Annotated in this window: 12 protein-coding genes; all 12 read left to right on the top strand. The window is 69.9% G+C overall.

From position 1 onward, the window contains the following. The first annotated feature begins 4 nt into the window (after positions 1–4). The 12 genes from ruvX to KIH74_RS08420 all read left to right on the top strand — a co-directional run bounded on the left by ruvX (position 5) and on the right by KIH74_RS08420 (position 13,185). The gene (gene ruvX / locus KIH74_RS08475; RefSeq protein ID WP_214155254.1) at positions 5–496 is read left to right on the top strand and encodes a Holliday junction resolvase RuvX; all 492 of its coding nucleotides are present in this window, start codon (positions 5–7) and stop codon (positions 494–496) included. A gap of 97 nt (positions 497–593) precedes the next feature. After that, positions 594–1,649 carry an endolytic transglycosylase MltG gene (mltG, locus tag KIH74_RS08470; RefSeq protein WP_214155253.1) on the top strand — a complete coding sequence of 352 codons (1,056 nt, stop codon included), beginning with the start codon at positions 594–596 and terminating at the stop codon, positions 1,647–1,649. A 1-nt stretch (position 1,650) separates the two neighbouring features. Next, positions 1,651–2,544 carry a shikimate dehydrogenase gene (locus KIH74_RS08465; RefSeq protein WP_214155252.1) on the top strand — a complete coding sequence of 298 codons (894 nt, stop codon included), beginning with the start codon at positions 1,651–1,653 and terminating at the stop codon, positions 2,542–2,544. Positions 2,545–2,682: 138 nt separating this feature from the next. After that, the gene (locus tag KIH74_RS38450) at positions 2,683–4,764 is read left to right on the top strand and encodes a PilT/PilU family type 4a pilus ATPase (RefSeq protein WP_308113659.1); all 2,082 of its coding nucleotides are present in this window, start codon (positions 2,683–2,685) and stop codon (positions 4,762–4,764) included. A 16-nt stretch (positions 4,765–4,780) separates the two neighbouring features. Continuing rightward, the gene (locus KIH74_RS08455; RefSeq protein ID WP_214155251.1) at positions 4,781–6,010 is read left to right on the top strand and encodes a type II secretion system F family protein; all 1,230 of its coding nucleotides are present in this window, start codon (positions 4,781–4,783) and stop codon (positions 6,008–6,010) included. Positions 6,011–6,128: 118 nt separating this feature from the next. Continuing rightward, the gene (locus KIH74_RS08450; RefSeq protein ID WP_214155250.1) at positions 6,129–6,620 is read left to right on the top strand and encodes a type II secretion system protein; all 492 of its coding nucleotides are present in this window, start codon (positions 6,129–6,131) and stop codon (positions 6,618–6,620) included. 135 nt (positions 6,621–6,755) lie between these two features. Beyond that, complete coding sequence (locus KIH74_RS08445; protein WP_372492015.1) at positions 6,756–8,054, top strand: prepilin-type N-terminal cleavage/methylation domain-containing protein; 1,299 nt, start codon at positions 6,756–6,758, stop codon at positions 8,052–8,054. Next, entirely contained in the window at positions 8,054–8,749 is a 696-nt protein-coding gene (locus KIH74_RS08440; RefSeq protein ID WP_214155248.1) for a PulJ/GspJ family protein, read from the top strand. The genes KIH74_RS08445 and KIH74_RS08440 overlap by 1 nt, the downstream gene beginning before the upstream one ends. 11 nt (positions 8,750–8,760) lie before the next feature. After that, positions 8,761–10,443 carry a hypothetical protein gene (locus tag KIH74_RS08435; RefSeq protein WP_214155247.1) on the top strand — a complete coding sequence of 561 codons (1,683 nt, stop codon included), beginning with the start codon at positions 8,761–8,763 and terminating at the stop codon, positions 10,441–10,443. Between the two features lie 46 nt (positions 10,444–10,489). Continuing rightward, a complete protein-coding gene (locus tag KIH74_RS08430; RefSeq protein ID WP_214155246.1) occupies positions 10,490–11,293 on the top strand; it encodes a prepilin peptidase in 804 nt (267 codons plus the stop codon). Between the two features lie 129 nt (positions 11,294–11,422). Then, the gene (gene pilM / locus KIH74_RS08425; protein WP_214155245.1) at positions 11,423–12,472 is read left to right on the top strand and encodes a type IV pilus assembly protein PilM; all 1,050 of its coding nucleotides are present in this window, start codon (positions 11,423–11,425) and stop codon (positions 12,470–12,472) included. Further along, positions 12,472–13,185, top strand: coding sequence for a PilN domain-containing protein (locus KIH74_RS08420; RefSeq protein ID WP_214155244.1), 714 nt, complete (start codon positions 12,472–12,474; stop codon positions 13,183–13,185). Before pilM ends, KIH74_RS08420 begins: the two co-directional genes overlap by 1 nt. Positions 13,186–13,190 lie beyond the last annotated feature (5 nt).

The raw sequence follows: 13,190 nt of genomic DNA, 5'->3' as shown, positions 1-13,190 counted from the left end.
CCGGATGGGCGTGGACGTCGGCAGCGTCCGGGTGGGACTTTCCCGCTCGGACGCTGCCGGGTTCCTCGCCACCCCCCTCGAGACCGTCGCGGTGGTCGAGGGCAGCACATCCCACTATGAACGTATTTCACTCCTCGTGACCGAACTGTCGGTGTGTGAGGTAATCGTGGGCCTTCCGCGGTCACTTTCCGGGGCCGAGGGGGCAGCGGCGGGCCTTGCGCGCGCGTACGCTGTCGAGGTCGCACGTCGCGTGGCACCGATCCCGGTTCGCCTCGTGGACGAGCGGCTGAGTACCGTGACCGCACACCAGCGCCTGCGGGAGGCTGGTGTGAAAGGGCGAAAACGCCGTCCTGTCGTCGATCAGGCGGCGGCGGTGGTGATCCTTCAGTCGGCGCTGGACGGCGAACGTGCCTCCGGCCGGCCGCCGGGGGCACCGGTCGTCCTGGAATCGGATCCGGATGGCCCGGATCCTGGCCATGGAGAGGCACTGACGTGAGCGAGGCCGCGGCGTGAGCGATTTGTCGTCGCTTCATGACGTGCTCCCTGGTGGGTTCTCCGGCCCATCACCGAGCAGGCGCCGGCGCGACCGGCAGATGCGTAAACGCAAGAAGAGCCGGCGCCGTCGCACCGCGACTGTCCTGCTGGTGTCGCTGATCATCGCCGCCGGTGGTGTCTACGGTGCGTATCTGGCGCTGTCGCCGGTGGTCGCGAAGCTCACCGAGCCGAAAGACTATGCGGGACCGGGCAGCGGAGCCGTCAAGGTGACCGTCCCCGACGGCGCGTCGGGTCGCACCATTGCCCAGGTGCTGGTCGAGAACGGCGTCACCAAGACGGCTTCCGCCTTCATCGACGCCGCGAACGAGGACAGCCGGGCCGCCGGCATCCAGCCCGGCACCTACACGCTGAAGAAGCAGATGAGCGGCGCCGGGGCGCTGGACCTGCTGGCCGACCCGGACAACCGGATCACCCGCCAGGTCACCATCCCCGAGGGGATGCGGGTGGCCGACGCGCTCACCCGGATCGCCGACAAGCTCGAGCTCAAGCGCGCCGACCTGGCCAAGGCCGCCACCTCAGGTGACATCGGCCTGCCGAAGGCCGCCAACGGCAAGCTCGAGGGGTTCCTGTTCCCCTCGACCTACTCGTTCGAGCCCGACGTGACCGCCACGCAGGCGCTCTCGGAGATGGTCGAGCACGGCACGAAGACCTACGACGAACTCGGCATCCCGGCGTCCAAGCTGCGCGAGACCGTGATCAAGGCCAGCATCGTCGAGGCCGAGGCGGGCAACGAGAAGTACATGGGCAAGGTGTCCCGGGTGCTCTCGAACCGGCTGAAGATCGACATGAAGCTCCAGCTCGACTCCACGGTCAGCTACGCCACCGGCAAGTTCAACGTCACCACCACGTCCGCGGACCGGCAGACCGACAGCCCGTACAACACCTACATGTACGCGGGGCTGCCGGGCGGGCCGATCAGCAACCCGGGCAAGGCGGCGCTGGAGGCGGCACTGAAGCCCACCCCCGGTGACTGGCTGTTCTTCGTGACCGTCAACCCGGACACCGGTGAGACCAAGTTCGCCAAGAACGCCGCGGAGCACGAGACGTACGTCAAGGAGTTCCAGGCCTGGCTGCAAGCGAACCCGGGCAACTGAATTGAGGACGACGCAGGGCGCGCATCGCGCGGCCGTGCTCGGCAGCCCGATCGCGCACTCGGTGTCACCCGCGCTGCACCGGGCCGCCTACGACGCGCTCGGGCTGTCCGGCTGGACCTACGACGCGGTGCGGCTCGACGAGGACACGTTCGGTCCCTGGTTCACCGACCTGGGGCCGGACTGGTCCGGGCTGTCGCTGACCATGCCGCTGAAGCGCGTGGTGATCCCGCTGCTGGCCGAGGTCACCCCGCTCGCCGAGGCGGTGGGGGCGGTGAACACGGTGACCTGGACCGCCGACCGGCGGCCGGTGGGCACCAACACCGACGTGTACGGCATCGTGCAGGCGCTGCGCTCGACCGGGCTGACCGGGCTGACCGGTCCGGCCGGTTCTGACAGTGCTGAAGGTGCAGGTGGCGGGGTTGCCGGCTGTGTGGTCGGGGCCGGGGCCACCGCGGCCTCGGCCGTGGCCGCGCTGGCCGAGCTGGGCTGCGGGCGGATCACCGTGCTGGCCCGTTCGGCCGCCCGGGCCGGCCTGCCGCTGGAGGTGGCGCGGCGAATGGGCGTGCGGGCGCGGGTCGGGACGCTCGACGAGCACGCCGCCGTGCTGGGGGCCCACGCGGTCGTCGTCACCCTGCCCGGCGAGGCCGCCTCGGAGTGGGCGGCCGGGCTGCGGCCGCACCTGACCGGGGTCCCGGCGGGGGCGATGCTCGACGTGTCGTACCATCCGTGGCCCACCGACGCCGCGCAGCTGTGGTCGCGGGCGGGCGGTGCCGCGGTTGGCGGGTTCGAGATGCTGCTGCACCAGGCGGCCGAGCAGGTGCGGCTGATGACGGGCCTGGACGCCCCGCTCGACGACATGCGCACGGCCGGCGAGAAGGCCCTCGCCGCGCGCTGATCCCCCGATCCTCAAGTACGCCGCCGTTCCGGCCGACACGGCTACGGACCGGTGGCGCCCCCGCGCGCCCCCGGACGTGACCGTGGCCGTCTCATCCCGCCCCGGCACGACACCAGCACGGGGGCCGAGGAGGATCCGGTGGACAGCAGCGCCGAACGACCCGCCGGGGATCTGCGCCCGGCCCAGCCCTCTGCCCAGCCATCCGCCTGGCCGGCGTCGCAGACCGTCACCCCGGGCCTGCTCCCGCCCCCTCAGCATGCTCCGCAACACGCTGTGCAGCAGCAGGTTCCGCAGTACGCGGCCCAGCCCCAGAGCAGTGCCGGGACGACGGCGGGAACCCCGGGCCACTACGCCGCCCAACCCGGTGCCCAGCAGCAGCCGATGCCCGGCGGGGTGCAGCCGGGACTGGCGCAGTCGGGTCTCGGGCAGCCGGGGTCGGGTCAGGTGCAGGCGGGTCAGGCGCAGCCGGGTCAGGCGCAGCCGGGGACGCCGGGGCTGGTGCCGTCCGGGCAGTACCAGCCCACCACGCGACCGCAGCCCCCGGCGCAGCCGCAGCCCACGCCCGGCCTGGTCCCCCCGACGCAGCCGGGGACGCCGGGACAGATCGGCCGGCCGGTGCCGGCCAGCCCGCCGGGTGCTCCGGGTGCCGTGGGTGCTCCGGGTGCCGTGGGTCAGCCGCAGCACCGGGCCCAGCCGGGTCACACCGTTCAGCCGGGCCAGGCGATTCAGCCGGGGCACGTCGCCCAGGCGGGTCACCTGGCGCAGCCCGGCCACGGCGCCCAGCCGGCCCAGGCAGCTCAGCCCGGCTACGCCCCGCAGCCGGGTCAGCCGGGTCAGCCGGGTCAGCCGGGTCAGCCGGGCCAGCCGGGCCAGCCGGGCCAGATGATCCAGCCACGTCCCGCGGTTCAGCCCGCCCCGCAGCAGGTTTCGCCGGGCCTGGCCCCGGCGGCGCAGCAGCAGGGGATTCCCGGACTGGCCCCCGCCGCCCAGCAACCGCTCCAGCCGGCGCCCCAGCCGGCGCCCCAGCCGGCCAGGCACGCCACGGCCCCACAGCGCGCCACACCCGCGCAGCAGGTTCAGCCCCCGCAGCAGGCGCGGCCCCAGACAGCACCCTCCGGGCCGCCCCAGCAGCAGTCCCGGGGCCATGAGGAAATGGGTTTCGACCTCCACGCCGTCCTTGCTTTTCTGGTTCAGCAAGGCGGTTCCGACCTGCACCTGTCGAACGGCGCCCCGCCACTGATCCGGATCCGGGGGCACTTGGCCGCGATCCCGGAGCACCCGGCGCTGACGCCGCAGGCGATCCAGTCGACGCTGTACGCCGTTCTCACCCAGAAGCAGCGAGAGCGGTACGAGGAGACGCTCGAACTCGACTTCGCCTACGCGGTGCCCGGGGCGTCCCGGTTCCGCGTGAACGTCTACCGGCAGCGGGAGTCGATGGGCGCCGTGTTCCGGGTGATCCCCTACGAGATCAAGACGCTGGAACAGCTCGGCATCAACCCGAAGGTGTCGTCGATGGCCGGCCTGGCACGGGGACTGGTGCTGGTCACCGGTCCCACCGGCTCGGGCAAGTCGACCACCCTGGCGGCGCTGATCGACCTGGCCAACCGCACCCGGCACGACCACATCATGACCGTCGAGGACCCGATCGAGTTCATCCACCCGAACAAGGCCTGTCTGGTGAACCAGCGGGAGGTGGGGGAGGACACGCACTCGTTCGCGAACGCGCTGAAGAGCGTGCTGCGTCAGGACCCGGACATCATCCTGGTCGGTGAGCTGCGCGACCTGGAGACCATCTCGGTGGCGCTGACCGCGGCCGAGACCGGGCACCTGGTGTTCGGCACCCTGCACACCCAGGACGCCGCCCAGACCGTGGACCGGGTGATCGACGTCTTCCCGCCGGAACAGCAGCAGCAGGTACGCGTGCAGCTGGCCGGCGCGTTGCAGGGGGTGGTCTGCCAGACCCTGGTGCGCTCGGCCGACGGCAAGGGCCGGGTCGCGGCCACCGAGGTGATGTTCGCGACCGGCGCCATCCGCAACCTGATCCGCGAGGGCAAGACCCACCAGATCTACTCGGCGATGCAGGCCGGGGCCCAGTCGGGCATGCAGACGATGGACCAGTGCCTGGCCGAGTTGGTGCGGGCCGGCAAGGTGCAGATGGCCCAGGCCCTGGAGAAGGCGCACCACGCCGACGATTTCCAGCGCCTGACCGGCCGCGGCTGAGGGGAGGCGCAGCGCGATGGCGACGGCGACCGCGACGAAGACCTTCGAGTACTCCTACCGCGACAAGCAGGGCAAGCTGGTCAACGGCAAGCTCGACGCGCCCAGCGAGGACGTGCTGGTCCAGCGGCTGCGGCAGATGGGGTTCGCCCCGCTCCAGGTGAAAGAGGCCAACAAGGGCCTCAACATGGAGATCAAGCTGCCGGGCAGCAACAAGGTCGACCTGAAGGACCTGGCGATCATGAGCCGCCAGTTCGCCACCATGATCGACTCCGGCCTCTCGCTGCTGAAGGCCCTGAGCATCCTCGCCGAGCAGACCGAGAGTGCGCCCCTGGCCAAGGTTCTCAACGAGATCCGGGGGGACGTCGAGGGCGGGGGATCGCTGTCGTCGGCCATGGCCAAGCATGCGCGTGTCTTCCCGCCGCTGATGATCAACATGTGCCGGGCCGGTGAGGTCGGCGGTTTCCTCGACCAGGTGCTGCTCCAGATCGCCGAGAACATGGAGGCGGAGGTCAAGCTGCGGGCCAAGATCAAGTCCGCGATGACCTACCCCGTCGTGGTCTTCGTCATGGCCATCATCGCGGTCGTCGGCATGCTGCTGTTCATCGTCCCGGTCTTCAGCAAGATGTTCTCGGACCTCGGCGGCACCCTGCCCGCCCCGACCCGTGCCCTGGTGTTCCTGTCGTCGGCGATGAAGATCGCGGCGCCGATCCTGCTGGTGCTCGGCATCCCGGGCAGCATCGTCTGGAGCCGGGTGAAGGACCGGGAGCAGGTGCGCCGCGTCGTCGACCCGCTGAAGCTCAAGGTGCCGATCTTCGGTGACCTGTTCCGCAAGGTCTCGATCAGCCGCTTCACCCGCAACCTCGGCACCATGCTGCACGCCGGTGTCCCGATCCTGCGCAGCCTCGAGATCGTCGGCGAGGCGGCCGGCAACCTGGTCATCCGGGATGCCGCCAAGGCCGTGGAAGACAGTGTGCGGCAAGGTAAATCGCTGGCCGGACCGCTGGCCGAGCACAAGGTGTTCCCGCCGATGGTGGTGCAGATGCTGGCCGTGGGCGAGGACACCGGCGCGATGGACAGCATGCTGCACAAGATCTCGGAGTTCTACGACCAGGAGGTCGAGGCCACCACCGAGGCCCTGACCAGCATCATCGAGCCGCTGATGATCGCCGTGCTGGGCTCGATCATCGGCGCCATGATCGTGGCCCTCTACATGCCGATCTTCTCGGTGTTCAACCTGATCAGCTGACGTCTCAAGGTGGGCTCGCGGGGGGCCGATAGCACGGGAGTCATCGAGTCGCGCCAGGTCCACCGGCCAGGCGGCGCACTCAGGAGAAGCCGCACAGTCAGATCAGAAGGAGCACTCGATGCTCGCTCGCATCCACCGGTCGATGAAGGAGAAGGACGAGGGCTTCACCCTCATCGAACTCCTGGTCGTCATGATCATCATCGGCATCCTGGCCGCCATCGCCGTCCCGGTCTTCCTGAGCCAGCGCAAGAAGGCCCAGGACAGCGCGGTCAAGTCAGATGTCTCGGCACTCGGCAAGGAGATGTCGGCCTACTTCGTGGACGGCACCACCGCTCCGACCATCCAGGTGACCAGCGGCCGCTACCAGATCGGCACCTCTGCCGGATACACCGACGTGGGCAAGCAGAGCAGTGGTGTGCTCACGGTCGGCACCTACGGCACGATCTCCACCGCGCCCTCCGCCAACACCACCCCGCTGACCAACACCGGCTGGACCTCGTCGGCCTGGTGCGTCGCGCTCTACAACGACGGCGGCAGCCAGAAGGTCTACAAGTACTCGGCCCAGAACGGCCTGGAGTCCGGCAACTGCACCAGCGCCATCGCGCCCTGAGCGCATCCGGGTGACCGGGAACTTGAGGGGCTGGCCGGTGACCCGGCCGGCCCCTCGGGCGGTCCCCCACCGGAGACACCCGATCCCGGCAGCCCGCTCCCGATCGTCCCAGAACCGCCAGAAGAGGGAGGCGCAGTGCGGCTGTTCACCCGCCGACGTCGGTGGCACCGGCACGACCGGGGCGATCTGGACCGGACCGCGGGGATGACACTCCTGGAGGTGGTCATCGCGATGGCCGTCTTCGCCGTCGGGGTGGCCGCAGCGCTGCGGATCTTCGTCGGCGCCACCCAGGTCACCGGCTCCAACCTGCGCCGCACCACCGCCGCCGACCTGGTCGACATGGTTCTGGAGAAGGCCCGCGCCCAGTCGGCCCTGGAGATCCCCAGCGGGAAGAGCGTGACCACCCAGAAGGTCGGCGACATCGTGTACACGATCACCACGAACGCCAACTTCCTGACCTCCAGCCAGCCCGGCAACGCCTGCAAGGGCCAGAGCAGTGACCGGCTGGCCTACAAACTCGTACGGGTCGCGATCACCTGGCCGAACATGGGATCGGTCAAGCCGGTCACCGGCGACGTGCTGCGGGCCATCGGGGCAGGTGCCCTCGACTCCAGCCTGAATGCGCTGGCCGTGCTGGTCAGTGACTACCAGGGGCAGCCCTCGGCCGGAGTGGCCCTGACCCTCAATGGTGGCACGACCACCCAGACCGTGACGACCGGCGACGACGGGTGCGCGGTGTTCGTCGGCCTGTCCGACGGCACCTACTGGACCGTGGCGAACCAGAGCGGATACGTGGGGACGGCGAACGCACAGGCCGCCCAGACCACTCCGCAGAGCATCACGGCAGACAGCACCACGGGCGGAAAACTGGCCCGGGCCACCCTGTCCTACGACACCGAGCGGGCCATCACCTACGCCTTCGACTCCCCGGTCACCGGTGCCGTGACGCCGACCGGTATCCCGATCCGGATCGGCAACTCGTACCTGTCCGAGACCACCGTGGCGGCCTGCCCGTCCAGTTCCGCGGCCTGCCTGGCCACCGGCCCCCCGACGCAGATCCTGCATCTGTTCCCGGCGGTGTACAGCACCGTCAAGGCGGGTTCCTGCACCGGCAGCGACGTCTCCCAGGTGTCCACCGACGTGCGCACGGTCAACCCCGGCAGCGCGACGATCCCGATGGGCGCCGTCACCGTCAAGGTGCAGAACAAGGCGCTGCTCGACCTGTCCGGCAAGACCATCACGATCACCCCGGCCTCCTCCACCACCTGTCCCGGGGGTGACTCGTACACCACCACCAGCGTGTCGGGCGGGTCCAAAGTGCTTCTGCCGTACGGAACCTGGAGCATCACCACGTCCGGCGTCTCGGTCGCGCAGCAGGTCACGCTGAGCAGCACCAGCCGCACGGCCTCGGTGACACTCGGGCTGGGCGTCTGATGCCGGGGCGCGTCGTGAAGCAGTGCCCGGACGACCATCGGAACGACCGCGGTCTCACCCTGGTCGAGCTGATGGTGGCGATGGGCATCGCCTCGGTGCTCCTGGTCGCCATCGGGGTGGTCTTCATCAGCAGCACCCGTGGTGTCTCCACCCTCAACGTGAAGACGGCCACCACGGCGGACGCCCGCATCACCATGGAGGCGATGACCCGCACCCTGCGGGTGGCCTTCAAACCGGCGCACGAGGCGGCCGCCTTCACCGTCGCCGACACCAGTGAGCTGTCGTTCTACGCGCTGATCTACCGCGACGCCACCAGCACCACCGCCACCTCGACGGCCACCCCCGACCCGACCCTGGTCCGGTACTCCTACGACACCACCAGCAAGTGCGTGAACCAGACGCTCACCACGGCCCTGGTCGACGCCACCACCAAGGCGATGTCGTGGCCCACCACCAGGGCCCGCACCACCTGCCTGGCCCGGACCACCACCGCACCGGTCTTCATCTACTACAGGTCGGGTTCGGCCACCGCCTCGATGGCGGGCAGCACCGGGCAGGTGGCCACCGCCGACCTGCCGGACGTGGCCAGCGTCGCGATCACGGTGACGGCGCAGGACCCGGCCCAGCCCCAGGCCGGGTCGGTGCCACTGATCGACCGGGTGACCCTGGGCAACATCACCACCTCCAGCAGCTGAACGGAAGGCCCATGTACCGCAGCCACCGCCGCGACCGCGGGACGGATCGCGAGAAGCGCCGGGCCGACCAGGGTTTCGCCCTGGTCGCCGTGGTGATGACGATCGCCGTGCTGACCCTGTTCATGCTGACCGCCCTGGCCTACACGCTGAACGCGATGTCACCGGCCCGGCGCTCGCAGGACGCCAAGGCGGCCGAGCAGGCGGCGGTGGCCGGGGTGGACGAGTACCTCTCGCGGCTGAACACCAACGACAACTACTGGAAGCTCGGCAACGACGACTCGGCCAACGCGGCCTTCACCGCCGCCGGCACCACGATCCAGGGCACCACCGACGACGCCGGCAACTCGACCGCCGCCCGGTACTCGTACCAGGTGCTCAGCAGCACCAGCGACACCACCACGACCGGCAAGATCCGCATCCGGGTCACCGGCATGAGCGGGCCACCGAACAACTCCTCCACCGTGAAGCGGGTGCTCACCGCCGAGCTCAGCCGTTCCGGCCTGCTGGACTTCGTCTACCTGAGCGACATCGAGAACATCGACCCGGATCTGTACGCGCAGACCAACGGCAGCGCCTGCGCCAACTACTACTACACGAACGGCAACGTGGCCGCCCGGCCCCGCACCGGGTGCAGCGACATCCAGTGGGGAGCCAACGATGTGGTCAACGGCCCGCTGCACTCCAACGACGCCCTGTGGATCACCGGCCAGGTGACCTTCACCAGTTCCAAGACCGAGACCAGCTGGCCCGCGACCAAGGGCGCGGCAGAAGGCACGAAGACCTGGTGGGGCACCCAGGGCGCACCGCTGACCGGTAAGGCTCCGGTCTACGCGGACACGCTCGCCCTGCCGACGAGCAACAACGACCTGCTGAAGCACGTGGCCCCGAACATCGACGAGGACAAGAAGGTCGGCAAGGGCTGCTACTACGCCGGGGCCACCCGGATCGTGCTCCAGGGCACCCAGATGAAGGTGCTCAGCCCGTCGACGACCATGTCGACCACCCCGTCCCGCTGCTACAACACCTCGACGCCGAAGGTCGAGCAGCTCGTCGACATCCCCCCGGTGATCTACGTCGACTCCACCGCGACCAGCTGCACCTTCGGCGCGCTCGGCTACCCGGCCTCCAACGAGCTCTACACCAACAGCGGTAACTCGGCCACCGCCTGGGAGACCGCCGTCGTCTACAACCGCAGCACGTACCGCTACGAGACCGTGAACTACGCCTGCGGCCGGGGCACGGTGTTCGTCTCCGGCAACGCCAGCACCCAGGTCACGGTCGCCGGCGCCGACGACGTGGTGGTGGTCGGGGACCTGACGGTCGACTCCCTCACCGGCATCAACGTCATCGGGCTGATCGCCGGGAACTGCGTGTGGGTGTACCACCCGGTGAAGTCGAGCAGTGGCTTACCCGTCAACCTGAACAGCTCGGCGAACGTCAGCACGATCCAGGCGGCCATTCTCGCCCTGCGGCACAGCTTCGTGGTGCAGAACTGGAGTGCCGGGGCCTGGCTCGGCACCCTGACCGTCAACGGGGCCATCGCCCAGAAGTTCCGTGGCCCGGTGGGAACCAGCGCCCCCGCCGGCTACACCAAGAACTACGTCTACGACGGCCGTCTCACCTACACCCAGCCGCCGTACTTCCTCAGCCCCACCAACTCGCCCTTCAAGGTCCTGACTCTCAGCGACGGATGACGCCGTTGGGCCCTGGGACACCCTGCCCGCCGGGTACGGTCGGCAGATGACCTCCGACCCCCTGCCCCTGACCGTGCTCGTGGTCGTGGCAGCCGGTTTCGGCCTGCTCGTCGGCTCGTTCCTGAACGTCGTGATCGTCCGCGTGCCGCAGGACCTCAGCGTGGTCACCCCGCGCAGCGCCTGCCCCACCTGCGGCGAGCCGATCAGCGGGTGGGACAACGTGCCCGTGCTGTCGTGGCTGCTGCTGCGCGGGCGCTCGCGGTGCTGCGACGAGCGGATCAGCCTGCTCTACCCGGTGGTGGAGGCCGTGACCGGGGTGGCCTTCGCCCTGGTCGTGGCCTGGAAGGGCTGGTCCTGGGAGATCCTGCCGCTGCTCTACCTGGCGGCGATCAGCATCGCCCTGGCGGTGATCGACTACCAGGTGCACCGGCTGCCCGACCTGATCACCTTCCCCTCCTACCCGGTCGCCGCGATTCTGCTGACCGTCGTCGCGCTGGCCGAGGGCGAACCCCGGCGGACGATCGGGGCGGCCGTCGGCGGCGTCGTGCTGTGGGGCTTCTACTTTCTGCTGTGGCGCGTCAACAGCCGCGGGATGGGCTGGGGCGACATCAAACTCGGCGGGATCCTCGGCATGTACCTGGGCTGGTACGGCTGGGAGGAGACGGCCGTCGGGGCGTTCGCGGCCTTCCTGACCGGCGCCGTCGTCGGGATCGTCGCCATGCTGTTCTTCGGCGCCACCCGCAAGAGCGCCATCCCGTTCGGCCCGTTCATGCTGGCCGGCGCCTGGCTGGGCCTGATCTGGGGGTCCCCGCTGGTGGACTGGTACCTGCGGCTCAGCGGACTGCGCTGAGGGCAGCCGGTCTTTTCGTCGTCCCCCATCGGCTCAAGACCCGCGCAACTCTTCCCGATCACGCTTTTGGGCGATGGACGCAACGGACGCGTCGCAGGCAACACCACCCATGGGAAGGGGACCGCAGGCATGGCACGACGAACGGCCATCGGGCTGGACATCGGGACCTCGGTCGTCCGGGCCGTCGAGCTGTCGTTCGGGCGCGACGGGGTGACGCTGGACCGGTTCGGTCAGGTCGTCCTGCCGGACGGTGCGGTGCGCGACGGTGAGGTGGTGGACGCCGAGGCGGTCACCGCGGCGCTCAAGAACCTCTGGGCCGCAACCCGCTTCGGCGCCAAGAAGGTGGTGCTCGGGGTCGCCAACCAGCGCGTCATCGTGCGCCAGCTGGACCTGCCCTGGATGGAACAGAGCGAGCTGCGCAAGAGCCTCGCCTTCCACGTCGCGGACTTCCTGCCGATCTCGGTCGAGGACTCGGTGCTGGACTTCTACCCGCTGGAGGAGGTCAACAGCGACGAGGGCGCCCGCCAGCTGCGCGGTCTGCTGGTCGCCGCCCAGCGCGAGACCGTGCTGCGCAACGTGCAGTGCGCCGAGAAGGCCGGGCTGCGCGTGGAGAGCGTCGACCTGACCTCGTTCGCGGTGCTGCGGGCGATGGGCCGGCAGACCGACCTGACCGTCGGCACCGAGGCCCTCATCGACGTCGGCGCCCGGGTCACCAACATCGTCGTGCACTCCTCCGGTGTGCCGAGATTCGTCCGGATCCTGCTGATGGGCGGGCAGGACGTGACCGACGCGGTGTCCGAGCAGCTCGGTGTGCCGCTCGACCGCGCCGAGGGGCTGAAGCAGAACTTCGCGCGAATGGCCGTCGGCAACGAGCTGGAGATGGTGTCGCGCACCGTCGCCACCACCGCCCAGGACTTCGTCGACGAGATCCGCAACTCCCTCGACTACTACGCCGCCTCCTCGCCCGGCTCACCGGTCGAGCGGATCGTCATCTCCGGCGGCGGTTCCCGGCTGGAGGGCCTGGCCGAGCGGCTGGCCACCGGCACCCGTCTGCCGGTGGTGCTCGGCGACCCGCTCTGGCCGCTGAAGCTCGGCCGCACCGGCCTGGACGCCGACCAGATCGAGTTCATCAAGCCGCTCGCCGCGGTGCCGGTCGGGCTGGCGCTGGGGGCGATCTGATGACCGAGGACGCCACCGCCACCCAGGTGCAACCGGTCGTCACGCCGGGGCCGAAACCGCTGTCCTGGGCGCCGGTACCGAAGGTCAACCTGCTGCCGATCGAGGTGCTGGAGGGGCGTTCGTTCCAGCGCACCCAGCTGGTGCTGGCCGCGGTCGTGCTGGTGGTCGCCGGGGCGATCGGCGTGGCCACGGTGTGGGCGCAGAACGGCAAGGACGACGCCCAGGCCCAGGCCGACGCGGCGCAGGCCCGGGTGTCCCGGCTGCAACAGCAGCAGACCGAGTACTCCGAGGTGCCGAAGATCTACGCGCAGGTCGAGGCGGCCACGGCGGCGCGCAAGCAGGCCCTCATCGGGGACGCGCCGTGGTACCGGTACATGAACGAACTGGACGACGCCCGGCCCCCCACCGTGGATTTCAGCAGTGTGCAGATGACCCTGGCCGCCGCCGGGTCGTCGGCCGTCGACCCGCTCACCCCGGCCGGTGCCGCCACGCTCACCATCGCCGGTCAGGGGCAGGACTACAAGGGCGTCGCCGAGTGGATGGACGCCTTCGACGACGTCCCGGGACTCCAGTCGGCGAAGCTGACCTCGGCGACCCGGACGGAGAGCCAGGTGACCACGTTCACCACCGTCGGAGTGGCCGGGGGACAGGCACTCTCGGGCCGTTACCAGACCGACGACGACTCCGCCGACGACGAAACCGCCGACAAGTAGCCGGG

Origin of the sequence: Kineosporia corallincola (assembly GCF_018499875.1) — a bacterium.
Taxonomy (GTDB): domain Bacteria; phylum Actinomycetota; class Actinomycetes; order Actinomycetales; family Kineosporiaceae; genus Kineosporia; species Kineosporia corallincola.
Note: the sequence above shows the minus strand (reverse complement) of the source record. Positions and strands in the feature narration are given on the sequence as shown.